Here is a 24,984-nt window from a genome sequence, read left to right on the forward strand (position 1 = left end):
TTTGAACTTTATACCAAAATAAAATTAGTCTTTTCAAAAAAGCCCCACCCGTTACTGAATAGTATCGGGGTCTACATTGAGCGATCGCAACCTTGCCTTTAACTGTTCTATCTGCAATTCTGCTTGTTCTGCTCGTTGGCGTTCCTGTTCTGCTCGTTGGCGTTCTTGTTCTGCTCGTTGGCGTTCTTGTTCTACCAGTTCTTCTGCCTGCTGCCTTGCTAAAACTTCCTGCCCCAAAGCCTCTGCCAGTTCATTAGGGATGAGTAATTTTTCCCCAGTATCTTCTCGATAAAACCCAATTAGCCTTCCCTCAATCACCAAACGCAGTAGTAATGGTTCACTGCGTCCATCTTCTATAGGTTCGTAGATTTCTCCCCGCAGACGATAACCACGTAGCTGTTGTTCCACCCACTCGCCTTTAGGATCAAATAGCCAGTATTCCTTGACACCCAACTGCTCATAGAGGGTCTTTTTGAAGATTTCGTCTTGTCCCTTAGTCCCAAAAGATGTCATTTCAAAAATAACTGTGGGTACTTGACCTTCTTCCCAGATTTTATAGTTGTCCCGACCGCCAGGTGCAACATCAAAAATCACCATCACATCTGGGGCTACCCGCAACTTAGGAAAGCCCTGTGCATAGTAAAGGAATTGATTTCCTAATACTGTTGCCTGACGATTTGCCAAATACTGTTTCAGGACTTCTAAGGTAGTTAGTAAGGCATAAAGGTGGTCGTAGGTTTCTGCCACTGGTTGACCATCAGCACTGGGGTAAAATATTTCTGATTCGACACTAACAGGTAAAGTAGCCGTCATGGTTGTAAAATCAGCGCTACAAAATTATTGTAGAACAACTCTAGTTCTTCCTAGCTTGAGATGTGCAAGCTTTTCAAAATATAACTAGATAACTCACAAAATCCTTCGCCTTCAGCAGCGCTAGTAATATAAGCAGGGTGATATTTCAACTGATTTATATATTCCAGCACGTTTGCCACGCCTATAGAAATAGGAAAATAACGCTGATCAAATAAACTTTCATCATTGGGACTATCGCCAACAGTGACAATTTGTTCTGATGAGTACTGGGGCAAATATTCGCGCAATACTTGCAACAATCCCACAGCTTTATCTTGTCCTTGGGGTTTAATGTGACACTGCACATTGCTATAGGTAAATCCCCAACCCATATGTTGACAAAGACTATCTAGGGTTTGTAGTTCATCTTGAAGCAAACCAGCTACATCAAAAGTCCAGTCGGTGATGCGAAAGCGATTATCAGCAGATTCTTGGATTTGGGGAAATTTAGTTCGTAAATTCTCAAAAGTTGTAGCTAACTGCTGGCGATGTTTAACTAAATCGGGAATGGGTGTTAAAACTACTGGTTTATGGTTCCCCGGTGGAAAGTACAAACCGCCATTTTCTGCCATTGCACCTGCTACTGGCATCAAGCTACTCAATCCACTTACCCACCCAGCCGAACGTCCGGTGACAATTAGCACTTTAATGTCAGCTGCGGCTAAATCCTCTAAAGCTTGCAGCAGTGCGGGAGTAAATTTTCCTCGTCTAGTCAGGGTGCCATCCATATCTGTGGCTATCAGACGAATATTGCTCAGGCAAATAGATGAAACCTCTGATAGGGGAGGGAGGCTCAAATCTCTGGACATATACGGTTTGTAAAAGGCTGTAAAAAATATTAATCATACAGCAAGATGACCCTGAAGATTTGGGCATCCTAAACATCAGGAGTCAAGTTTTTCAGTTTCCCACCATGTCCACTTCAATGTTTCTTGCCCAATCCTCTGGGAAAAAGACTACTAAAAAGGCATCCCAGGAAGTGCCAGCAAGTAATCCTCAAATACCACCATTACTGTTGGTAACTTCTGGAGGACTGGCTTTAGTGGTGATTGCTTTGATTGTATATATTAAACTCCAGAAGGATAGGCTGGAGAAAAAACTTAAGTTTGAACACTTCCGCGCGCGAGAACTAGAGAAAAAGTTTAAGCTGGCGCTGGAAACAATTCGCAAAATGGAAACTAATCCCGATTTGGTGAACTCACGGGATTTTAACCTGGATTATCTGCGGATGCGGATGTCAGAGGAGGTGTTTCACTTTGCAATTCTTAATCAAATAAAGATTCAGATCAAAGAAAAAATTTCTCAAGCTCTGCGTCCAAGTCAAGCCCAACAAGGATCAGTTGGAATCGCTAATAGTGCTGGACGGCAAGTAGATGAAATTTTTGATGTCGAGTATGAAACTGGTAGTCCAGGGAATTCTGCTAAACGGGTGCTGTTTCGGATTCAAATCAAGTTAATGAAGTTACCGACGCAAGCAACTTCTGCGACTATTAGTCAAATTATTGATTGTATAGAAACTTATTTAAGCCCCATAGAAGACGAAGATAGTTGGCAACCAATAATTCAAGGTCGGATTGCTACTATGCATTGGGATCAAAAGGCTAAACCTACGCCTCTACTTGTGCTGGAACAATCGAATGAAGGGGTGAATGTAACTTTTCGTACCAGTCGCCAACCAAATACTCCAACTCCACCAAAGTCATCTGGAATTAAAAAATCAGGCTCGGCTAGACAATAAATTATGGTTGTCATTGGTCATTGGTCATATCAAGTTCAGGTTATTACTTGTAATAAAATCTATCAATGTAGGTTGGGTTGAACACCAGTGAAACCCAACATAAACAAGGATCAAATGTTGGGTTTTTCAACCCAACCTACAAATATTATAAGTGTTTAAACAGACATGATATTATTGGTCATTCACAAAGGACAAATGACTAAAAATCATGACTGAATAACTGTATTGGGGGAATTACGGGTTAAAAGACCATCTTCCATTTCGACAATGCGATCGGCTATGTCTAAAATCCGGTTGTCGTGTGTCACCAATAAGATAGTAGTTCCCTGATTTTTGGCTAGACTCTGCATTATTTCTACAACATCGCGTCCTGATTGTTTGTCTAATGCTGCTGTTGGTTCGTCTGCTAGTACCAAAGGAGGACGGTTCACTAAGGCGCGAGCGATCGCAATTCTTTGTTTTTGTCCACCAGAAAGATTGTCTGGGTAGTAATCAACTCGTTCTTCTAGACCAACAGACCCCAGCATAGCTTTTGATTTAGCCACTGCTTCTGTTTGAGAAATATTATCGTTCAATTCTACTGCCATTTGCACATTTTGCTTGGCTGTCAAGAAACCTAGCAAATTGTGAGCTTGGAAAATATAACCAATGTTGCGTCGCATCTGCACTAATTTGCTTTGACTGACGCCAATAAGTTCTTCACCTAAAAATTTTAAACTTCCTTCTTGTACAGACCGCAAACCACCAATTAAGCTCAGTAAGGTTGTTTTACCTGAACCTGATGGCCCGGTCATAATCACAATCTCACCTGGATAAATATCTAGGTTGATATCAAATAATATCTGTTTTCTCAGTGAGCCTTTGCCATAGAAGTGATTGAGATTTTTAATGGCGATTACAGGTTCTTTTTCCATCATATTTTTGTTAGTTATAAATTAGTATTTCCAAAATTTAACTGTAGTGGCTGTCAGAAATTAAATTTGCTTAGTTTTTATCATAAGTCAAACTTATTATTAATATCTTTTAATTAATACAATATTAATTAAAAGATATCTGCTGGATCGGCAGAGCGTAATTTTCTAACTGCGATCGCACCAGAAATAATACACATTAGCATAGTCAAAATCAATACCATTGTAGCTCGTTCAAAACTCATAAAAACTGGTAAGAGTGTTGCATTTCTGGCACTATCATACATAAATAAGGCAAAAACTATTCCAGGAAAATAGCCTAAAACTGCTAGTAATAAAGCTTCTTGAAGAATGACCGTCAATAAATAGTTTTGCGTGTAACCTATCGCCTTGAGAGTAGCGTACTCAGCTAAGTGGTCTGCGACTTCTGTATAAAGAATTTGATAAACAATCACAGTCCCCACAATGAAACCCATGACAGTCCCTAATGTGAAAATAAAGCCAATAGCTGTACTATTCGCCCAGTAGCTCCGCTCAAAATCAATGAATTCTTGTTTAGTTAAAACATTTACTTCATTAGGTAAATACTTTCGTAATTGTTGGGCAACAACATTAGCATCTGCTCCCGGCTTTAATCTAATTAGCCCAATATCAATTAATCCTTTTTGACGATTACTGAATATTCGGAAAAAGTTGAGATCGCTCGTAATTAAATTACCATCTGCACCAAATGATGCACCTAATGTAAAGAGTCCTCCTACTTTAATTCGCCGCCTTCGTACTTCTGCTGTTACAGGCTTTCCTTGATCATAATTAGTAGCGATCGGCCCATACTCTACTCTAGAAGAACGGTCAAATAGAACGACATCAGGTAGTTTAAGTTTATCTAAATTTTCCTGAACTCCAGGTAAGTTAACTAGGTTAGTTTCTGGGTTCATTCCAAAAATTAGGATACTCCGAGGACGACCTGTAACAGGATTTTTCCAAATTGTAAAGTCCAAATAGATCGGATGTACTGATTGAACTGCGGGTAATTCTAAAGCTTTATATAATCGTCGTTGAGAAAAGCTTCTCATCGCCAATATAGCGTTAGATTGACTATTAATTAAAACAATATCGCCTTGCAAGCTGTTATGGAATCTAACGTTACTATAATACAGAGCATCTCGGAAGCCGAGTTGCATAAACATTAAAATATCGGCAAAAGCAATTCCTGCTAAAGCAACAGCCAGACGAGTTTTTTCTCTTGTCAGTTGTAGCCACGATAGAGGTATTTTTTGATTCATTTTATAGGCGTCTCAACAAGAGTAGCAATTTTAGATTTTCAACCCATTATGGTGACACCCGTACAGAATTGATAGAATGTTTAAAATTGATTAAACAGACCATTCAAGAATATTTTTAATCCAAAATATCAAATTATGGATTAGGATTACTGCTCACCGACAACTTAATTAGTTATTAATATCGACAATAACTTTGGCGTAAGTTAAACCAGAAACTTTCTGGCTATCTTCTGGAGATAGAGCAATTTTCACTTCTACAACTCTGGCATCCACATCTGCGGCTGGATCTGTATTCAGCACATCTTTTTTACCAATTTTTCTGCCAATATCAGTGACAGTTCCCTTTAATTCGCCGCTAAATGCGCCGTTATCACTGGTGATAGTAGCATTTTGACCAAGACGGACTTTACCAATGCTGTCTTCAGCGACTTCAGCAATTACAAACATTTGGTTGGTTTGCCCAATTTCAGCAATGCCATTTGCGCCGATCGCTTCACCCGATTTGGTGTAAACCTTTAAAATCTCTCCAGCGATTGGTGCTTGAACGTAGCTTAATCTTAGTTCTGCTTCGGCTTTTCTGACATTTGCGATCGCATTACTAACTTGAGCTTGTGCTACTTGCACATCGGTAGGACTAACATCTAAAATTCTGCTTAGTTTGGCCTTTTCTTCATCGATTTGTCTTTGCAAAGTTGCGACAGTTTTATCGCGGTTAACTTTAGCTTCGATTAACTGCTGTTGCAAAGTTGCTAAATTTTGTATTTGGTTGGCTCTAGCTTCCGCAAGTTGCTGTCGCAAGGTTGCCAATGTTTGCTTTAGGGTAGCTTGGCTTTCAGCCACCTGCTGATTAGCAGTTATTGCACTCAAGCGTCTTCTGTCCCGCTCTTGCTGAGAAATAGCACCTTCTTTGTATAAATAATCATAGCGTCCGGCATCGACTTGAGCATTGCGCTGTTCGGCTTTAATACGTACAACCGTTGCTCTCAGAGCATCTCTTTGCCCACTAAGTTCAGCTTCTAGGCGATTCACGGTTGCTTGTTGGACAAGTTTATCACCACTTAACTGAGCTGCAACCCGCGCGATCGCTGCTTGCCCTGCATTCCTTTCGCCAATTAACTGTGCTTGTAGGCGAGCAATAACTGCTCTTTGAGCTTGAATATCTCTGGGAGAACCAGCCCTGACTTGTGCCAAATTCGCACGGGCTTCTTGGACTTTCGCTTTTGCCTCTTGTAGTCCGGCTATTTGGGTATCGCGATTGTCCAAAATTGCCACAATTTGACCTTGCCTTACCTTTTCACCCTCTTTCACCAGAAGTTGCTGAATTCGTGACGATGGCGCTAATCCTGATGATGGGGCGGACAATTTAACAACTTCGCCTCGCGGTTCCAAACGCCCTACAGCACTAATGCTATTGGTAGATGGCATTACTGGTACGGATGTAGCTAGTTTTCTTAACTGCTCGATTTTAGCCGTACCTAGTATCCCAGCAGCGATTACTACTGGCACAGCTACAGCAATACCCCACCAAATCTTAGGTTGTTCATGATTTAGTGTCTGTTCACTTGGCTTCGGCTTTTCAGTCACCCTTGACATAGTATGTTGCCCATTTACCTGAATTGTGCTGATGGAAGTAAAAATAAAAAGGTTTTTAATCAACAGCCAGCTGTTAGGACAAACAACAGTGGTTTCAAGCTGGGTATGGCTTAAAAATCCATTGTGTGATGAACGTTCAACACTATGGCTTTACAAAATGGTGTTTTCTATAGCCGATCATTATGTATGCAATACACTTTGACCTTTCTCCAAACGGCTTTGAGGCTTACTAAGGGGCGGGATTAGGTCTGTATTGAAACTAAGAAACGCTATAGTAGCTGACTATGCAATAACTCTGAGTATTATTGAGACATGAGTGCAATGGGAGTTAGCAGAATTCACAAGCAGTATGAATCTAGATATAGAGACGCGATATATCACATCTCTATAAAAAATTCTAAATTGGTATGATGCGGTACTTTACTGCTACATTCACTACGGCTATAGTTAGTCACAAAATTGAAAAGAAACATCAAAAATAGACTGTTGCCTTTGTTGGACACAATCTTGCTAAAAAAGTTAGTCTTCCTTAAGTCAATCAACGATTAACTAACTAAAAAATGTCTGTCAATTTAAACATTCCTAACATCAGAGTTTCCTTAACTTTCTGGTCAATGAGTTAGCTGTCTCTAGTTGTTTGCACCTACTAGGACAACAAACCATTTTGTGATATTCGCTTCAAAGACCTTACTATTCTCCCTGTTCTGTTTTGGAACTCCATAAAACTCTCGTTGAATGAATTCTACATTTATCCATTAGCTGAAAACGTAGCAGAGCCTACAGATGGGGGAGATGAGGGAGATGAGGGAAATAATTAACTAATTTGGGGGGTTTAAGTTGCATAGCAACTAACAGATGCAAGTTTTGTGGCTCTTGTCTTATAAGAGTTACAAAACTTAATGACGTTAGCGAGTCCGTGAGCGGCATTACGAATTACAAATTACGAATTATTTTAAGTTGGGAGGTCGAATAAAACTGTGGTCATGTAATTTTCTGCCCAAGCTGGACTAAAGGCTTTTTCTAGTACGCGGCGGGTTTTATCATTTTGCTGCTGTTTGGTGCAGTAGTTGTGTTGTCCGGCAAGATTTTGGGTGACTTGTTCAACTGAAACAGGATGTGAGGCGATCGCTTGGGTGCAATGAATATCTAAAAATTCTCGCACCCGCGAGAGAAACATTGTTTCTTCTTCTGGGGAACTGGGGCGGACAAAGATACAGAAATCTGAAAAAATATTTCCCCATTCTGGTAATTCACGGGGTTGGGAAAAGTTAAGCACTGTTAGCTGTGTCAGTGCAGAAGTATAAGATTCTGGTAAGGTGCGCTCTACGTGAATTGGAGAAAGGTCTGCGATCGCTGCACTAATTTGGCCTCTACCCCCAACTAAATCACAACCAAACATCGGCAGGTTGTATTCTGGACGGGGAAACATGACGCAGTGCAAAATATCCAGCATATTTCCGATTTTTGCCAGTTCCAAGTGCATTTTCCGAAACTGGGGCGTTTGATAGCAACGGTTTTCAATCGTCAGTTTTTCGCCTTCTAATCTACCTTCCACATACCCCAACTCATTAGGCAAATGGTAAGGGGATAAATCCAGGTGTTGATGCCAAGCTGCCTCAATACAATCAGCTAGCTGACGAATTAGGGGATGTTGTTGCTCACGCAGCGAGGGCATAGAAGTAAATGACATATTCTAGTTGGGAATGCGATCTAATGGCCAGTCTACAACCTGTCGTGCCATACCTGTTCTGGTCTGCAATATAAGCAAACACTTGCACCCAGCCAACGTAAATTTATAAGACAGATGCTTTTCACAAGGATTATTTATTTTGTAGTCTAGGTTACAGAAATAATTTTAGATTAACCCATTTGTGAAGGTTAATAGAAAGCTATGAAACTAGATTCTCATAGACCAGATTTTGCTATGCAAACAAAAAGGCACAATAATCTGGAAGGTTTACAGAGGTTCAGAGCTTCTACTTGGGTAAACCTTTTACAACTTCCCAACCCCTTTAGTTTTGACGAAGCACTTTTATTGTGTCCGGTTTCAGCAGATGAGTGGCTAGCCTGGATTCCAGATCATGGAGAGGCAATACTCAATATCAGGCAATTTAGTTATTAGTTATTAGTCATTACTCATTACTCATTACTCATTACTCATTACTCATTACTCATTACTCATTGGTTAATAACTTTAGACAAGGGACTATTGCTGCCAGAAATCAGTGACATCGTATCCCAATTCACTTAGCATCTGGCGCAGCAGGGGTAAACTAAGTCCAATTACATTGCTGTGACAGCCTGCAATTTTTTCTACGAAGAAACTTCCAAAACCTTCAATGGCAAAGGCTCCAGCACACTTGAGTGGTTCACCAGTGGCAACATAAGCTTTAATTGCCTTTTCGCTCATTTGAGCAAAGTAAACTCTTGTAACTTGTGACTTGACTAAAGTTCGATTTTGGTCATGGTCAATTAAAGCGTGACCTGTGTACAAATCGCCAAAGTTACCTTGCATTATCTGCCAACGAGCGATCGCTTCAGAGAAGTCTGCTGGTTTGCCGTAAATTTCACCATTGATGGACAAAACTGAATCACAACCCATAATCAAAGCTGATTCAAACTGTGGGGCTACAGTTTCCGCTTTATACTGGGCAAGAGTTTTGACCAATTCTGCTGGTTCACTTAGTTCAATTTGCGACTCATCAAAGTCACTTGCTCGAACTATCGGTTCAATACCAACAGTTTGCAACAAGCGGCGTCGGGCTGGGGAAGCTGAAGCAAGTACAAAAAGTGGAATTTTCATGAGATTTTAGAAAAATTTGTTAATTGGGCATTGGGCTATTCAATTTTGGATTTTGGATTTTAAATTTTGGATTAAATTCCAATCTAAAATCTAAAATCTAAAATCTAAAATTCTTACTTGCCACTCCCCAATTAATAGACAGAAAAAGAATTAACAACCTCATCAATCATCCGTTTAACTTTCTGCCAGCGTTTTTCAGGAATTGAGGCGTTGAAGGTAAAAAGTTTACCACGGCTCACAGCGACACTGGCGATGTTGTGTCGTTCCTGTTGATTGGGGAGTTTAACCTCATACTCTAAAAGGTAGTATGTTTTACCGTCTACTTCTCGCTGTGCGGCATTGACTAATTCAGCCGAACGACCAGAGTCAGGAGGCGCGAGAGCCGCTTTTCCTAATTTGTATCCTACTTCTGTTGGGGTTCCCAATTCTGACAAAGTTTTGCCTTCTGGAACTGGGCTAATCACAACCGAAACATTTTCAGACACCTCAATCAAATCATGAAAAACCACATCTGGCCCATCGGCAACTTTAACTGGTAGCCAGCCGTTAGGATATAAAAACTGATAGCCATCACCACTGTCTACAAAGCTTTTGAGTCCAGCAGCAGACGCTACATCCGAATTACTCAGACTGAAGCTCAACACCAATAGCAAAATTAATACAATTCGTTTCCACATTTCTACAGATTCCTTTGGGCTGGAGATAACACAAGGCTTGCATCATTTCTCGTCTTTATTCTCCCACCAACCGGGACGCTTCGGATAATGCATTAGATAGTGAAGTATAAATGCTTAAAGTTTCCAATGATATTAGTCTTTCCAGTTTGCTGATACTAGAAAGCAAACATTGAGCTTCATGATGAGTTTTATCATAAATAGGACTTACGCAAGAACTCTCTGAAACCTTCTTCCCTTCGTGTCCTTTGCGTCCTTTGCGGTTCGTTTTTCCATAATTTTGCGTAAGTCCTGATAAAGCTCAATGTTCCGTAACACCTAATTATAAAAAAGGAGAGGTAGAATTATCTACCTCTCCTATACGGGGACAAACAAATTACTTGAACTATCCCATGATTAATTCCAACTAACTAGACTTAGTATCTGTTGGGTTTGTGAACAAGGAAGCTGAGAACTTGGCACTGCTTGATGTTGTCAAAACCCACAACACGGATATAGCTGTTGTTGAATTGAGAGCGGCATCCTTGAACTTCGCTCAATACTTCTTGAGTAGATTTAGCACCGAACAAAGGCAACTTCCACATTGTCCAATATAATTCTGTTGGCTCAGAAGTTTCGTTAAACTCGATCGCAGGAATGTAACCTTGATTCAAGATGTACTGAACCTGTTTAGCGATTTGAGCATCAGACAGAGGGGGAAGATAAGAAAGGGTTTCGTAACGACGCTCTTTTGGTAAAGTTTGCATAGCTTTTGATAATGGGTTGCGATTTTTACTAGTAGATTGACCGAACTAATTGGATAAGTTATCCAAATTCTGATCTGAAGTTGTTTGCTGTTCTGGTTGCAGACTGGGGTTAGATGTGTCTATTCGTGTGATCCGTTCTAAATGCTGGCGACGCTGCTCCATGTTGGCTTGCTGAATGCCAGTGCGAACCATTTCCGGTAAAAATTCTGCAATTTCTTCCGCAATGTGTTCTCTGACAGTCATGATTCGCAAAGCCAAATCTGGTTTTTCTCGCAACAGCTGCTCAAGGAATGACTCACCATTTTGAATTTTGCCAGACGAAAAGTTATGCAACCAAAGTTCTAATGGCGGATTAGTTTCGCCTAGCTGTGCCAATACTGTCCTTAGAGCCTGATAAGTCAGATAGCTTTGGAGAGTTTTGGCTGTGTCCTTCGCAATTTGCTTAAGATTCATGCTTGACCCCAGCCCTGAAGAGTTATGAGTTATGAGTTATGAGTTATGAATTAATGCAAATCCTAACTCTTAACTCTTAACTCTTAACTGTTAACTCAGATCAGACGGTATCCATTGCTTCAAACTCGAACTTGATTTCTTTCCACAGTTCGCAAGCAACAGCCAGTTCAGGAGACCACTTGGCAGCTTCGCGGATGATATCGTTACCTTCACGAGCCAAGTTACGGCCTTCGTTACGAGCTTGAACAACGGCTTCCAAGGCGACGCGGTTAGCGGTTGCACCAGGAGCGTTACCCCAAGGGTGTCCCAGAGTACCACCACCGAATTGTAGTACGGAGTCATCACCAAAGATTTCTACCAGTGCGGGCATGTGCCATACGTGGATACCACCAGAAGCAACTGCCATTACACCAGGTAGAGAAGCCCAGTCTTGGGTAAAGTAGATACCACGAGACTTGTCTTGCTCAATGTAGTTTTCACGCAACAGGTCAACGAAGCCCATTGTGATGCCGCGCTCACCTTCCAACTTACCAACTACTGTACCAGTGTGGATGTGGTCGCCACCAGATAAACGTAGGGCTTTAGCCAATACACGGAAGTGGATACCGTGGTTCTTTTGACGGTCAATTACAGCGTGCATCGCCCGGTGAATGTGCAGCAAGATACCGTTATCGCGGCACCAACGAGCCAATGTAGTGTTGGCGGTGAAACCTGCGGTGAGGTAGTCATGCATGATGATGGGCATTTTGAGTTCTTTAGCGTACTCAGCCCGCTTCAGCATTTCTTCACAGGTGGGGGCGGTGACGTTGAGGTAGTGACCTTTAATTTCACCGGTTTCAGCTTGAGCTTTGTTGATAGCTTCAGCTACGAACAAAAAGCGATCGCGCCATCTTTGGAATGGTGCGGAGTTGATGTTTTCGTCGTCTTTGGTGAAGTCCAAACCACCGCGTAAGCACTCGTATACAGCGCGTCCGTAGTTCTTAGCGGAAAGACCCAATTTGGGCTTAATGGTACAACCCAACAAAGGACGACCGTATTTGTTTAACTTGTCGCGCTCAACTTGGATACCGTGAGGTGGTCCTTGGAAAGTCTTAATGTAAGCTACTGGGAAACGGATGTCTTCTAGACGCAGTGCCCGTAAAGCTTTGAAACCAAATACGTTACCAACAATTGAGGTCAAAACGTTGGTTACAGAACCTTCTTCAAACAAGTCCAAAGGATAGGCAACGTAACAAATGTACTGGTTGTCTTCGCCGGGAACTGGTTCGATGTCATAGCAACGACCTTTGTAGCGATCGAGGTCGGTAAGCAAATCTGTCCACACAGTTGTCCAAGTACCTGTGGAGGATTCAGCCGCAACAGCCGCACCTGCTTCTTCGGGAGGAACACCAGGCTGAGGTGTCATACGGAACGCAGCTAGAAGATCGGTATCTTTTGGTGTGTAATCGGGTGTGTAATAAGTTAATCTGTAATCTTTAACCCCGGCTTGATACCCAGATTTGCTCTGAGTCTTCGTTTGAGCGTAAGACATAATTTTATCCTTCCCTGAAATCACTCTTGTTAATTATCAAATCACGTTTTGTGCAACTTCCCATCACTCAGCTCTTACCCCCCTTATCGGAGAAAAGATCAGGAAAATTTTTGTTAAGGATTGTTTTTGGCAAAGGTTAGCAGTTTTTTTGCGGCGGACACTTTGGTAGCGGTGGTAGCCCTCCTCACCAGTGTTTTCCCCTTCTAGGGGTACACGACCTAGCGCTTCTACTGTTCCCTCTTGCTAAAAATCAAAATTCTTTTTTACTTCTTCTTCGCACCCAACTAAACCTTCTCAATTTCACCAAAACTTCCGCCTTTTGTGGGCAGCATTTAGATAATTCCCCCATAAATCAGGGTATTCAGGGGATTGGGCTGGCTGGCACACATTCCCGCCTTTACACTCCTTATATCTTTTCCTTTGTTGGAAAAGATACCAGAAAAGAATTTACTTGACAGAGATTTAGCAGAGTGGTGAGCAAAAGATAAAAGAATTGCACACCGCGTAATTTGTAACTTGTTTCACAATATATCAAGAATTCGATAAGTTATTCTTTGAAAGTTTTTAACTTATCTATTTAATTTTGTTATTACATAAAGATTTAAACTTTTTGTTACAAAAGCTTTACAAAATGTCATTAATAACTGTAAAGGACTGAAATGATCGGGTCGTGACGTGTCAAGACTAAATTTGTGCATTAGCAAACTCTTGTGGGATGGGCTTCTAGCCCGTCCTAATTAGCGGGCAAGATGCCCGCCCCACAAGAAAATTTATTGCAACATTTTAGCCTTGACACGCCAATAGATGGCGAAATCCCCAGTTACCACCAATACACTCTAGTTTCGACACAACGACTGCGCCCTTCTCTACGAGAGGCTGCGCTCAGGACAGGCTCAGTGCATCGCTGCACGGAAATCGAGCGACTTGTGCCGAGCGAAGTCGAGGTAAGTCGAGATTCAACTACCGCTTGTCGTTGGCATAGCCTCTCCAAGAGTTGTGTCCCCAATCCCCAATGTTTAAAAAATACCAGCTAAGGGAACACTGAAATTAACCCAAAGCCAGTTTAGGTAAATGCTATGGGTACTGTCTCCAAAGGAAATGTCACCGTGGTATTGTTTTACAAGCGTACTAGTTTATTAATTACTTCTATCTTGCTGGGGTTGATAGCTTTGCCAAATATGGGATGGGCGCAAAAAACCCCTGACATTAATTCATCTGATGTAACCCCCGCTTACCCATCTTCCGCACCGCCACCGCGAGTAGAATCTTTGCCCGATGAGCGGGGCGTTGAAGAAAATTCGCCGAAAACTGATTATCGTGTTGGTAATTTATTGGGAGATGTTACAGGTAATCTTTGGGTAGGTTCATGGCGGGGACTATCGCGGATCGATCCTAAAACCGGCAAGATTATTTCTCGTGTTAGCTTACCGAATGTTGCCATTGGGGCTTTAGCCCAAGACAAAGTAGGACGTTTGTGGGTAGGAAGTTATGAGGGACTAGTTCGAGTTGACCCCCGCACTAACGAAATCACCGCACAAAATTTATTTTTGCCTTCTAAACGCGTGTTGTCACTCTTACTTGACAAACGGGGTTATTTGTGGACTGGAACCGATAGCGGTTTAGCTCTCATTAGTCCCGACCAAGGCTTGATTATGACAACATTAAAAAATCTGCCTGGTGTCAGCGCTAACGCCTTGACTTTAGATGCTGAAGGTCAATTGTGGGTTGGTACTCTGGATGGATTGGTGCGGGTAAATACTGCTAGTGCTGCGATTATGAAGCGAATAGCCGATTTACCAGGGACGACTGTACAAGCTTTAGCTATTAGTCCAGAAGGCTTAATTTGGGCGGGAATGCCGAATAATTTGCTAGTTATTAACCCAAAAACTGGTGCAGTGTTGCGGTCTGTGACTCGCTTGCGTGGGCGTGACGTGACAGCGGTACGTTTTGCTAAAGATGGTAGTCTCTGGGTCGGGACTAATAATGGTTTGTTACGATTAAATCCAAATACAGGAGCTGTATTAGACGAAGAAGTTGCTGGACTTCCTTCTAGTCGGGTTCTTACCCTTGCACCTGACATCGGCAATAAATTATGGATTGGCACTAGTGAAGGTCTAGCTTGGTTAATGCCCAAAACCGACAGTGCAAAACCCCATATTGCTTTCAGCCGCGCCGTTAAATGATTAGTTAAGAGTTATGAGTTAGGAGTTATAAATTAAAGAATTTTTGAAATTGAAAACTCCTAACTTCTCACTCTTAACTCCTAACTCCTCGCTCCTAACTCCTAACTCCTCACCTATAAAAATGGCAATCACTACCCAGCAATTAATTCAATGGAAACAACAGGGACGTTCAATTGTCGCGTTGACTGCCTGGGATTATGCGATCGCTCAACTCCTCGATGCAGCTGGTGTAGACTTAATCCTTGTGGGTGACTCTATGGCAGTAGTTTTAGGGTATGAAACGACACTGCCAATAACTTTGGATGAAATCATCTATCATGCCAAATCTGTACGCCGTGGGGTGAAACGGGCATTAGTAGTTGTAGATTTACCTTTTTTGACGTATCAAGAAAGTCTCCAACAAGCGATGCACTCAGCTGGGCGAGTACTAAAGGAAACGGGCGCTCAAGCGGTAAAATTGGAAGGTGGCTATCCAGCAATGACCGAAACTGTAGCTCGTTTAGTAGAAGCTGGAATTCCAGTCATGGGTCATGTGGGTTTGACACCGCAATCAATACATCAACTGGGTTTGCGACAACAAGGAAAGACGCAAGAAGCTAGTGAGAGAATTTTACAAGAAGCGATCGCTCTCGAACAAGCAGGTGTATTTTCCCTCGTGTTAGAGCATATCCCCGCAGATTTAGCAATGCAGATTTCCCAAAAATTGAGTATTCCCACAATTGGTATCGGTGCGGGAATTCACTGCGATGGACAAGTTTTAGTTACCTCAGATGTCCTCGGACTGGCCCAAAAGCATCCACCATTCGCCAAAGTTTACACAAATTTGCGTGAGACGATTACCAAAGCCGTGCAAGATTATGCCGTGGAAGTGCGAGAGCGAAAGTTTCCTGAGAAAAGTTAAAGAAATAAGCTGCTAATGGAGAACATAAAAAACCCCGACTTGATAGCCGAGGTAAATGGGAGAAGTCCAAATGTCGATGGGATATTGCAAAACCGAAGTCTGTTTTTCTTAGTTAACACCCAATGCAACCAAAACTATATCGGTAATAGACAAGGTGCAATTTTAGCTATGCACCTTTCTTTTGGGTTTTACTAAGCTATGTAAATAAATATAACAATAATATTACAAATAGTCAACTAGACTTGACAAATGAAGGCTGATGTAATTCGCCGCCCCTATTTATCAAGGCAGTACGATCGGCAAATAAAACGGGTTACTGGGTAAGATAGTGGGATGAAAACGAGAACCGAACTTTTAAGGAGTGGAAAAAGTAAGCGATTAGCTGCACAATTCAGGGTAGGTGGAATTAAGGGATTTCCAAATAAAAACATCCCAAATTTTCTTGTGGGATGGGTGTCCCCACCCGTCCCAATATCTAGGGCGGGCAAGATGCCCACCCCACAAAATGGATAATTTATTTCTTGGAAGTCCCTAAGCCAAAAATTTGAGAAGCTAGCTACTAGATCGCGAAAGTCTTTACAATTCCCTTGTTGACTCAAAAAGTATTTCTCGACCTATGACGAATCAAGCTCCTATCCCGGTTATTGTCAACGGTGCTGCTGGCAAAATGGGCCGTGAAGTGGTTAAGGCGGTGGCACAAGCACCTGACTTAAACCTAGTGGGTGCAATTGACTACAGTTTAGAACATCAAGATAAAGATGCTGGGGAGTTGGCGGGTTTAAGCGAACCTCTGGAAGTGCCGATTACCAATCAATTAGAACCGATGTTGGGGTATGTGGCTGGTGACAGACAGTCTCCTCCAGGGGTGATTGTAGACTTTACCCATCCCGATTCAGTTTATGACAATATTCGCAGTGCGATCGCTTACGGTATTCGTCCTGTAGTGGGCACCACTGGGTTAAGTCCAGAACAAATTCAAGATTTGGCAGACTTTGCAGACAAAGCTAGCACTGGTTGTCTAATTATTCCTAATTTTTCCATTGGGATGGTACTTTTGCAACAAGCTGCGATCGCAGCCTCAAAATATTTTGACCATGTGGAAATTATCGAACTGCATCACAATCAAAAAGCTGATGCTCCTAGCGGTACTGCCATTCAAACAGCGCAGTTATTAGGAGAATTGGGTAAAACTTTTAACCCTGCTCTTGTAGAAGAAACGGAAAAATTAGCAGGAGCGAGGGGCAGTATCGCAGATGAAGGAATTAGAATTCATAGCGTCCGCTTGCCGGGATTGATTGCCCACCAGGAAGTAATTTTTGGCGCAGCAGGACAGATTTATACTTTACGACATGATACGAGCGATCGCGCTTGCTATATGCCAGGAGTGCTACTAGCGATTCGCAAAGTCTTAGCGCTAAAGTCGTTAGTATATGGATTAGAAAAGATACTTTAAACACACAATTGGGCATTTATTACTTAGCACTCATGTTAGTACCACTGACTCGCCAGAAATTTGAACAAGTTGTCCCCCTAATTGCCACTGGTTTGCAGTATAAGTACTACTGGGGGAAATTCTCAAATTTTTTGCAACGGCTGTTAATTTCTGTAGTTGCGGTAGTTGTTATTTTGCTTGCAATAGTTATTTTCAAGCTTGAGTTTGCTTCAATAGTATTTGTGCTAGGGGTAATTAGCGCNTTTTTTTGGCTGTGGTATCCAGTGTTTCAAGCAAGTATGCGGAATTTACAATGCCGCCGTTACAAGTATGGCGGCTTTTTCCGTGGTCGAGTCCTAGATTGGTGGATTACAGACCAGTTGATAGGTAAAACCGAAACAGTCAACAACAAAGGCGAATTGGTGATTATAGAAAACCGAGAAAAACAGATAAACTTAGAGATAGGTGATGATACAGGATTTACCATTGAGTTTGTAGCACCATTGCGTCCTGCCCACAAAGTTATTACTCGCGGCCAAATTGCAGAAATGGTAGTGATGTCAAATCGTCCAGATTTGAGCAGTATTGAAGAATTCAGCGATATATACTTTCCCAATCGCGACCTGTGGGTTAGCGATTATCCTTTTCTGCGGCGGGATTTCTTTAATGAAGTCGGTCGCCGCTTGCGTGAAGACCAACAACAAAAGCCGCGTCGTCGGCGTCGTACAGTAGAGGATTGAAGAGGTAATTAGTACAGGCTTCTCTTTCAGAAACGTACAAGATAGAGATAGACTCACACCCTGCATTTACGCATTGTGTGAGTCGTTTAGTAATTAAGAGCCTTAATCGCAAATATTTCGGCAGTTTGCTCTCAACTGCAAAACTTCTTGATAGTTGCCCAAAAGACTCGAGCATTTGGATTCGGGATAAATCTCTCCTGACTTTTTGCTAACGAGAGCATCCCACTTTGATGAGTTTCCCTTGCAAACGATAAGTCACTGTCCCGCAGGCAAAACCTGCCGACTTAGGTTCTACATAAGGTCGTTTTGGCGGATTTTGTTTATCTAACCGCGATTTCCAATCGCCGGATATTTTTTCTAGAGTAGGATACTTGCTTAAAAATTGTGAGCCTGCAACAATATCGTGAGACCCTTTAACATTTATTTTAGAACTATTAATGTAGACATTATAATCATAAATAACATTTTTATTTTTAGTCTTATTATTAATATTTTTTCCAGGAAAAGCATAAAGAATATTCCTAAGAATTCTGACATCAGATGATGTGTGAGCAAATATTTGCCCGCCATTAAGTTCTGGACTTTGGTTATTTAAAACAGCTGTGTTATTTACAATATCAACATGTTCGCTTAAAAATGCATGAATACCCGATCCACCATTATTAAATGCAAGATTATTTTTAACTAAAGTGTATCCTTTATATGCACCCAATTTGGGGTTTTCATCATTTTTTGTACTATCGATAATAATGCCATTACCATCTGTGATCTTTCCGACTGCAATCCAAGGGATGTACATCCGATTGTTGTAGGTTTTGTTGTTAGTAACAAACATCTTGTATCCCCGTTTGTTGTCATAATTCCAACTGCTCAATATCGAAATGCCACTGCAACCATAAACGCTATACCAGGCATTATCGAACACTTCGTTATTATCTATTGTCACATAGTCCGATTGAATAGCGGAAATGCCTGCTCCTCCACACCCATGTACCTTGTTGTTGACAATACGTATATGGTGACTATGACCATCTTTTCGTCCATCTATGTTAATGCAGTTTCCATTCGTTAGCGGGTTTAATTTGTTAGTTTTCTGACTCATCGCATAATCAAGGGTTATGTTGGCATTATTTCCTATCACCTCCAACCCATTTATCTCAATATATGACGCTCCCTTGTGAATGAAAATTCCCTGCCATCCATTGTGTTGAATTTTCGGTTGATGTCCAGGATATGCTTTAAACTTAATCCATGCATTTGCTGTTCCAGAGCGAGTAATAGATACTACGTCCCCACTTGGTTTTGCATTCCTGTAGACTCCATTCATAATCAATACTGTATCGCCAGGGTTAGTCAGATTTGCTGCCCTTTGAATTGTCCTAAAGGCGGATGAACTAGAGAGTCCGCTATTTGTGTCATTTCCAACACCACTAACATAGTATGTTTTTGGAGTTGCCCTAGTGCTGATTAGCTCACGGCTGGATAGGATAATTTCTTTGTTAGTAGATACCTGACGAACGTTTTTAACCAAAGATACTTTTATTCCTTCTCCATCAGCCAAAAGACTTAATATCACAGGAATTGCAAGATATGCGCTTAAACTGAAACCTTGAATTACCACAAGAAAAGGCTCCTTGAACAGCACTACTTAACGCGATGTGCGACTTATTTTTAAAACCCCACTTCCATTTCTCTTCCCGTTGGCGTTAGCCTGCCGTTAGGCAAGCGGAGAGAGGCTTTGAATCTTACTCCCCAACGCTAGTAGGGAAGGGGTTAGGTTTGAGATAAAGTTGCACACCGCGTTACTTAACAAAAATATCAGGATATTCAGTGATTGATGAATACTCTTTTGGATACAGAATAGAATAGAGCTGACTTTCCTAGCTCCCTCGATTTCCATCTTGTCCATAGGCTTGCCAAGCTAAGTCTACTAATCCATCAACGATCGCAGCGGCTACAACTGCATTACCTTTGCGACCGTCAATTATAATGTGAGGCACTAGAGAGTCTTGTAAACGCTCCTTAGCTTCATCAACATTTACAAATCCCACTGGAGTTGCAATTATTAAAGCAGGTCTAATTTCCTCAACTTCAATTAAATCCACCAGTGCAGTCAGTGCCGTTTGTGCTTGACCTACCACAAAAATGCCCTCTGGATAACGCTTGGCTAAGGTTTCTATTCCCCATGCGGCGCGAGTCTTTTCTTTTTGAGGGCGTGTTAAAGCTTCCATGCTGCAATACACTGGATTCGCAAAGGTGTTTTGAATGTCGTAAGCAATACCTACTTGTACCATCGGCACATCTACCACAATCGTGGTACGTGCGGCTAGCGCTGCTGCTCCAGCTTGCAAGGCACGCTCAGAAAAGCGAATCAAAGACTTATACTCAAAGTCAGCCGTGGCGTAGATTACCCGACGCACAATCTCATACTCTGCGGGTGAAAAGACATGATCGCCAATTTCACTATCAATGATTGCTAAACTTTGAGCATCAGTTACGTGCCATTCCATTTTTGTTGAGCTTCTCAAATATTAGCTTTCAGCTTATCAGCTTCAGAGAGTTAAGAGTTAGGAGTTAGGAGTTATAAGTTAATTAAACTACTCACTCCTAACTACTCACTCATAACTCATTACTAGAAGAAGACCGACTGAAAATAGGAGATAGGTAGGCAACCAAGACGCCAATGAGAAACCCAGAGATATTGCGAACTAAAGGCAACCAGTCGCTTGTACGTGTCACAACTGGCCCAATGCCGAAGGCAATAAACAAGATTCCCCACAAAGGTGAGAAAATTAAAGCCCATTGCCAAGCAAAAACTTGTCCTTTTTCGCGGGGTTGAGCTTCAAATCCACAAATCACCCCACCAATTATTGAGCTAATCAAGGTGAGAATCCACTGTTCTCGTGGTAATCCGGGGACAACATTGCAACCCCCTTTGAGCAAACAGCCTTTAACCGATTCTAAGGCTTGTAGAATGGCTTGGTCTTCGCCTTGTTCGCGGACAAAATACAAATTACCGAAGCGGGTTTGCAGTTCTATCCAAAAAGTCCGGGGTAAAAGTTCATAAACAGCATCGCCGACGCTAAAACTGAGGATGTTACCGCCACGAGAATCAGCAACGAGTAGAATACTTTTGTCATCCAAACCCCAATATTTGATAACTGCCCTACCTGGAGTGCGGTCATATTGGGTCAATACTCGCAGTTTCCAGCCCGTGTCAGCTTCAAACTGCTCTAAATCTTTGACAAGCTTTTCTTCTTGCAGTACAGGCAGAGATTTAGCTAAATCTACAACTGGGGTAAAAGTGTCAGGAAGTAACTCAGGATTGTCATAAGCCAGTGCTGGGGGGAANTGCATCACCCAAATTGACCCAGCCAGGAAAAATATTGCAATAGATACGAGAATTCGTCGCCAAAAACAAGATTGCATGGACGTTTTTATACAAATATTAACGGTAAAAGCGAACAAGTTGTTTTAAAAGAGTACTAGAAAAATGATAGTTCTTTACACTTGTTTACTTTACTCTAATCTAAGGGATCAAAGCAAAAGGTTTTTGGGGAGTGGAGAGTAGCCTTCGTGATACATAAAGATAAAGTATATTTTGTCAAGCGCTTAAAATACTCAAAATATCCCTGTGCCTAAGGGAGAGGGGAGGGGGTATAGACACTAGCGCTCTTCTATGGCTCTGGAGAGAGAATAATCCAAGCGATTAGAAAGAAATCGCAGCTACACAAACAAAGTCAGTCTGCGCGGACTAATTAACTGTTGTTTCGAGTGATAATGACTTTTTGCGAATTCAACAGGTGAGAACCTTTTTGGTGTAATCTTGGATTTGATTTGTAGCATAGAGCTATAGCTGCATAATTAATTTTTGGTCAATCTTCGTCATCGAAATTTGTTTCCCAGCTAGCAGTGTCGTTATAACCGTCATTAACGCGGTATACCTCTGCTTTGCTCCGACGATTTTCTTGCCTCAGCACTTCTCGTTCTCGCAACGTTAGTGGTGGTTTTTCATTGCTTGGTAAGCGATCGCTCGTCCGCCTTACAGGTTTTTGGCGCGTGAAGTTTTTCCAAGCAGCTTTCGCGCCAATCAAGATGCTGCGCGTACTTACTTGCAGATTTTGAGCCTGAATTCTTGCATTATCAAGACTTTGATCGACTTGTTTAGCTACTTGACTGGCACTTTTTACACCTTCACTAACATCATCAGTTAAGTCAGTGATTTCCAAACCAGTCACACGTATAGCTTCTAAAGTGGGTGGTAACTCCCGTGAGAGGGTATCAAATAGCTTTTCTGCACTACGAGCGGCGCGTGCTAACTCCTGCAATGCCGGTATTGCCGCCACTAAAACCGCAGTCAAGCTTGTGGCGACTAAAAGTAAAGAAAGTCCCAACCAAAACAGGGGTTCAATCACGGTTATGTCATTTATGAGCGTTCTAATTGTTGGGGAAGCGAATCTGAGTCTTCAACAGCTGTTTGTCGCTTCAAGACTTGGCTTTCTCGCTGGCTGGCATCTACACCTGCTGCGATCGCTTCCCTTAATCTATCTAAAGTCTCATCCCAGTTTCGCAGGGCGCTAGCAGAGAGACGATCTGCCTGAATTTGTACACTCATTGATAAATCTTCTGCCAATTCTGGGATAGCATTGGCAGATTTTTTCAAAATTTTACGCGTTTCGCGCCCTGTGCGTGGAGCCACCAGCAAACCGGTCAAAGCACCGATGGTAGCTCCCAGCATCAAACCGCCAATAAATACTCCAGAACGGTTATTAGACATCTTATTGTTTCTCTCCTTACACCCATTTTAGGTGGGTTTTCTCCCCTTGCAAGACTCAACTGATTTTATTCAGTTAATCTATGGTGACAAAATATCAGCCAGAAAAGTTGCTTTTATTCATTAATACTAAAAGCATTAATTACTTATTATTCAAAACTCCCCGTATCTCCTAAAGTTTTGATACCTCTGCTGGGCGTCCCTTTGGGTTATGTCTTGGGTAGTTCTGTACCCTTTTCCTGATGGAGACGCTCTTAATGACAAGCTTTGAGGGTATGGAAAGGGGAAGTGATGCCTGCGGCGGGCTACGCCTACACTAGAAGCCAATACATCCCAATACTGCTTGGGTTTAGACGAGGTTTATACAAATATTTACATAGATAAAATATAAAAAAATATCTGGTGTATTTGGGTACAATTACTAAATTGTTACTCATTTATATTAGTAAATGCATTGGTATAAATAAAAATAATTATCAAAACTGTCACCAGTGGGTAAACCAACTACTGATGATTATCCCAAAAGTTTACATACATTGTGTTTCCACAGACTACAAATCTCAAATTTTAGTTTTTGTCTCAATTCAATATAAAATCTAAAACTTAAAAACCAAAATCAACATGGCAGACCTAACTCCTAATTCTAGTTTTAGTTTGACACTACGCTTGCAGATTCCCAATCGTGTAGGGATGTTGGCGTCGGTAACACAGGCGATCGCAACTACTGGTGGTAATCTCGGACAAATTGATTTAATCGAGCAAACCCGCAAAGAGTCCACCCGCGATATTACTGTGGATGCTGCCAGTACTGAACACGCTGAAACCATTGTGCAAGCAGTCAAAGCCTTGCCAGATATCAAGTTACTCAGTGTTTACGATCGCACCTTTAATTTGCATCGCGGTGGCAAAATCAGCATTACCAGTAGAATCCCCCTGAAGAGTGTTTCCGATTTGGCAATGGCTTACACGCCCGGAGTCGGTCGAATTTGTACTGCGATCGCTCAAGATCCAGAGGAAGTTTACAACTTAACCATCAAACAAAACACCGTAGCCATTGTTACCGATGGTAGTGCGGTTTTAGGTTTGGGAAATCTTGGCCCAGCCGCCGCCCTACCAGTCATGGAAGGTAAAGCAATGCTATTCAAGGAATTTGCAGGGCTGGATGCTTTTCCCATCTGTCTCGCCACCCAAGATACAGAAGAAATTATCCAAGCAGTTAAAAATATTGCTCCGGTATTTGGGGGCGTAAATTTAGAAGATATTGCTGCACCTCGCTGCTTTGAAATCGAAAAGAGATTACGCCAAGAGTTAGATATCCCCGTTTTTCACGATGACCAGCATGGTACAGCAATTGTCACCTTGGCAGCGTTGTTTAATTCGCTGAAACTGGTGCATAAATCCTTAGCAGAAATCAAGATCGTGATTAACGGTGCTGGGGCGGCGGGAGTAGCGATCGCTCGGTTACTCCGTAAAGCTGGGGCAGAAACAATCTGGATGTGCGATTCTAAAGGGATTATTTCTACCAATCGCACCGATTTAACAGAGGAAAAACTTGAATTTGCTGTGAAAGGTCAGGGTACATTAGCTGGTGCAATGCAAGGTGCAGATGTGTTTATTGGTGTCAGCGCACCAGGAGTTTTGACACCAGAAATGGTGCAATCGATGGCTAAAGATCCAATTATCTTTGCAATGGCAAATCCGATTCCAGAGATTCAGCCAGAATTAATCAGTAAAGATGTTGCTGTCATCGCAACAGGTCGCAGCGATTACCCAAATCAAATCAATAACGTCCTCGCTTTTCCTGGGGTATTCCGTGGTGCTTTAGATTGTCGGGCACAGACAATTACCATCAAAATGTACCTCGAAGCCGCAAGTGCGATCGCTTCTTTAGTTAAGCCTTCAGACTTAAATCGGGAACATATTATTCCTTCCGTCTTTGATGAGCGCGTTGTCACCGCTGTTGCTGCTGCTGTGCAACTCGCCGCGCGTGAAGAAGGTATCGCGCGAAATTAATTAAAAGAGAATTCAGAATTCTGTATTCTGAATTCTGAATGCTTTTCCATTGACGATTTAGACCAGTCACTACAAAAGTTGACTACCAAATTCAAAATTTGGTGCGATGTTTCACCTTTTATTCTAGACGCTCTCTACGAGACGCTGCGCTGTCCACCAGTCACCCTTCAATTCTGTTAAGTAGTTCAACTTAATTAAACGTAAAACGCTCAATTTGATACTGTTAACGCACTAGGCATTATCTCTCACTTAATTTCTGAACTCTCTCTATCTTACGTTTTTTTGGGTTGACCTACTTAAAAGTTTCAGTATCAAAAAGCCAAAATTTCATCACTCGTATAATAGACATTGATT

The 24,984-nt window shown here is 41.9% G+C and carries 25 protein-coding genes; 9 read left to right on the forward strand and 16 right to left on the reverse strand.

Annotated elements, in window-relative coordinates:
- Window positions 1-51: 51 nt before the first annotated feature.
- A complete protein-coding gene (locus QUD05_RS28960) occupies window positions 52-813 on the reverse strand; it encodes a Uma2 family endonuclease (protein WP_289799076.1) in 762 nt (253 codons plus the stop codon).
- 50 nt (window positions 814-863) lie between these two features.
- The gene (locus QUD05_RS28965; RefSeq protein ID WP_289799077.1) at window positions 864-1,661 is read right to left on the reverse strand and encodes an HAD family hydrolase; all 798 of its coding nucleotides are present in this window, start codon (window positions 1,659-1,661) and stop codon (window positions 864-866) included.
- A gap of 104 nt (window positions 1,662-1,765) precedes the next feature.
- Here QUD05_RS28965 and QUD05_RS28970 point away from each other — a divergent pair, with 104 nt between their 5' ends.
- On the forward strand, window positions 1,766-2,590 hold the full coding sequence (locus QUD05_RS28970; protein WP_289799078.1) for a hypothetical protein: 825 nt from the start codon (window positions 1,766-1,768) through the stop codon (window positions 2,588-2,590).
- 206 nt (window positions 2,591-2,796) lie between these two features.
- Here QUD05_RS28970 and QUD05_RS28975 read toward each other — a convergent pair whose 3' ends face one another.
- The 4 genes from QUD05_RS28975 to QUD05_RS28990 form a co-directional block, all read right to left on the reverse strand.
- Window positions 2,797-3,507: a DevA family ABC transporter ATP-binding protein gene (locus QUD05_RS28975; RefSeq protein ID WP_289799079.1), complete on the reverse strand. Its 711-nt coding sequence runs from the start codon at window positions 3,505-3,507 to the stop codon at window positions 2,797-2,799.
- Between the two features lie 125 nt (window positions 3,508-3,632).
- Window positions 3,633-4,787 carry an ABC transporter permease DevC gene (gene devC, locus QUD05_RS28980; protein WP_289799080.1) on the reverse strand — a complete coding sequence of 385 codons (1,155 nt, stop codon included), beginning with the start codon at window positions 4,785-4,787 and terminating at the stop codon, window positions 3,633-3,635.
- 168 nt (window positions 4,788-4,955) lie between these two features.
- The gene (locus tag QUD05_RS28985; RefSeq protein WP_289799081.1) at window positions 4,956-6,380 is read right to left on the reverse strand and encodes an HlyD family efflux transporter periplasmic adaptor subunit; all 1,425 of its coding nucleotides are present in this window, start codon (window positions 6,378-6,380) and stop codon (window positions 4,956-4,958) included.
- A 952-nt stretch (window positions 6,381-7,332) separates the two neighbouring features.
- A complete protein-coding gene (locus tag QUD05_RS28990; RefSeq protein WP_289799082.1) occupies window positions 7,333-8,070 on the reverse strand; it encodes a phycocyanobilin:ferredoxin oxidoreductase in 738 nt (245 codons plus the stop codon).
- Between the two features lie 201 nt (window positions 8,071-8,271).
- Between QUD05_RS28990 and QUD05_RS28995 the strand changes: the two genes are divergently transcribed.
- Complete coding sequence (locus QUD05_RS28995) at window positions 8,272-8,502, forward strand: hypothetical protein (protein ID WP_289799083.1); 231 nt, start codon at window positions 8,272-8,274, stop codon at window positions 8,500-8,502.
- 84 nt (window positions 8,503-8,586) lie between these two features.
- Here the strand turns inward: QUD05_RS28995 and QUD05_RS29000 are convergent, their stop codons facing one another.
- From QUD05_RS29000 to QUD05_RS29020, 5 genes are all read right to left on the reverse strand, one after another.
- A complete protein-coding gene (locus tag QUD05_RS29000) occupies window positions 8,587-9,183 on the reverse strand; it encodes a Maf family protein (protein ID WP_289799084.1) in 597 nt (198 codons plus the stop codon).
- Window positions 9,184-9,314: 131 nt separating this feature from the next.
- Complete coding sequence (gene psbP, locus QUD05_RS29005; protein ID WP_289799085.1) at window positions 9,315-9,860, reverse strand: photosystem II reaction center PsbP; 546 nt, start codon at window positions 9,858-9,860, stop codon at window positions 9,315-9,317.
- A 413-nt stretch (window positions 9,861-10,273) separates the two neighbouring features.
- Complete coding sequence (locus tag QUD05_RS29010; protein WP_069072884.1) at window positions 10,274-10,603, reverse strand: ribulose bisphosphate carboxylase small subunit; 330 nt, start codon at window positions 10,601-10,603, stop codon at window positions 10,274-10,276.
- Between the two features lie 45 nt (window positions 10,604-10,648).
- On the reverse strand, window positions 10,649-11,056 hold the full coding sequence (rcbX, locus tag QUD05_RS29015) for a RuBisCO chaperone RbcX (RefSeq protein ID WP_289799086.1): 408 nt from the start codon (window positions 11,054-11,056) through the stop codon (window positions 10,649-10,651).
- Window positions 11,057-11,156: 100 nt separating this feature from the next.
- Window positions 11,157-12,587, reverse strand: a complete 1,431-nt coding sequence (locus QUD05_RS29020; protein ID WP_069072882.1) for a form I ribulose bisphosphate carboxylase large subunit — start codon at window positions 12,585-12,587, stop codon at window positions 11,157-11,159.
- Window positions 12,588-13,336: 749 nt separating this feature from the next.
- Here QUD05_RS29020 and QUD05_RS29025 point away from each other — a divergent pair.
- From QUD05_RS29025 to QUD05_RS29050, 6 genes are all read left to right on the forward strand, one after another.
- Window positions 13,337-13,621, forward strand: coding sequence for a hypothetical protein (locus QUD05_RS29025; RefSeq protein WP_289799087.1), 285 nt, complete (start codon window positions 13,337-13,339; stop codon window positions 13,619-13,621).
- 42 nt (window positions 13,622-13,663) lie between these two features.
- A complete protein-coding gene (locus tag QUD05_RS29030; RefSeq protein ID WP_289799088.1) occupies window positions 13,664-14,770 on the forward strand; it encodes a ligand-binding sensor domain-containing protein in 1,107 nt (368 codons plus the stop codon).
- Window positions 14,771-14,891: 121 nt separating this feature from the next.
- Window positions 14,892-15,671 (forward strand): 3-methyl-2-oxobutanoate hydroxymethyltransferase, encoded by a 780-nt coding sequence (gene panB / locus QUD05_RS29035; RefSeq protein ID WP_289799089.1) that lies wholly within the window; start codon window positions 14,892-14,894, stop codon window positions 15,669-15,671.
- Between the two features lie 15 nt (window positions 15,672-15,686).
- Entirely contained in the window at window positions 15,687-15,866 is a 180-nt protein-coding gene (locus QUD05_RS29040; RefSeq protein WP_289799090.1) for a hypothetical protein, read from the forward strand.
- A gap of 421 nt (window positions 15,867-16,287) precedes the next feature.
- The gene (dapB, locus tag QUD05_RS29045) at window positions 16,288-17,124 is read left to right on the forward strand and encodes a 4-hydroxy-tetrahydrodipicolinate reductase (protein WP_194041462.1); all 837 of its coding nucleotides are present in this window, start codon (window positions 16,288-16,290) and stop codon (window positions 17,122-17,124) included.
- A gap of 32 nt (window positions 17,125-17,156) precedes the next feature.
- Window positions 17,157-17,843, forward strand: coding sequence for a DUF8619 family protein (locus QUD05_RS29050; protein WP_289799091.1), 687 nt, complete (start codon window positions 17,157-17,159; stop codon window positions 17,841-17,843).
- Between the two features lie 208 nt (window positions 17,844-18,051).
- On the opposite strand, the gene QUD05_RS29055 is transcribed toward QUD05_RS29050, so the two are convergent.
- From QUD05_RS29055 to QUD05_RS29075, 5 genes are all read right to left on the reverse strand, one after another.
- Window positions 18,052-19,464 (reverse strand): right-handed parallel beta-helix repeat-containing protein, encoded by a 1,413-nt coding sequence (locus tag QUD05_RS29055; protein WP_289799092.1) that lies wholly within the window; start codon window positions 19,462-19,464, stop codon window positions 18,052-18,054.
- 259 nt (window positions 19,465-19,723) lie between these two features.
- Window positions 19,724-20,353, reverse strand: coding sequence for a precorrin-8X methylmutase (locus QUD05_RS29060; protein WP_289799093.1), 630 nt, complete (start codon window positions 20,351-20,353; stop codon window positions 19,724-19,726).
- 109 nt (window positions 20,354-20,462) lie between these two features.
- A complete protein-coding gene (locus QUD05_RS29065; RefSeq protein WP_289799094.1) occupies window positions 20,463-21,272 on the reverse strand; it encodes a TPM domain-containing protein in 810 nt (269 codons plus the stop codon).
- A gap of 446 nt (window positions 21,273-21,718) precedes the next feature.
- Complete coding sequence (locus tag QUD05_RS29070) at window positions 21,719-22,258, reverse strand: DUF948 domain-containing protein (RefSeq protein WP_289799095.1); 540 nt, start codon at window positions 22,256-22,258, stop codon at window positions 21,719-21,721.
- A gap of 11 nt (window positions 22,259-22,269) precedes the next feature.
- Window positions 22,270-22,620, reverse strand: coding sequence for a YtxH domain-containing protein (locus tag QUD05_RS29075; protein ID WP_289799096.1), 351 nt, complete (start codon window positions 22,618-22,620; stop codon window positions 22,270-22,272).
- Between the two features lie 618 nt (window positions 22,621-23,238).
- Between QUD05_RS29075 and QUD05_RS29080 the strand changes: the two genes are divergently transcribed.
- Window positions 23,239-24,630 (forward strand): malic enzyme-like NAD(P)-binding protein, encoded by a 1,392-nt coding sequence (locus QUD05_RS29080; protein ID WP_289799097.1) that lies wholly within the window; start codon window positions 23,239-23,241, stop codon window positions 24,628-24,630.
- The last annotated feature ends 354 nt before the right edge of the window (window positions 24,631-24,984 follow it).

The sequence above is a fragment of the Nostoc sp. GT001 genome (assembly GCF_030382115.1).
In the GTDB taxonomy this organism is placed as follows: Bacteria; Cyanobacteriota; Cyanobacteriia; order Cyanobacteriales; family Nostocaceae; genus Nostoc.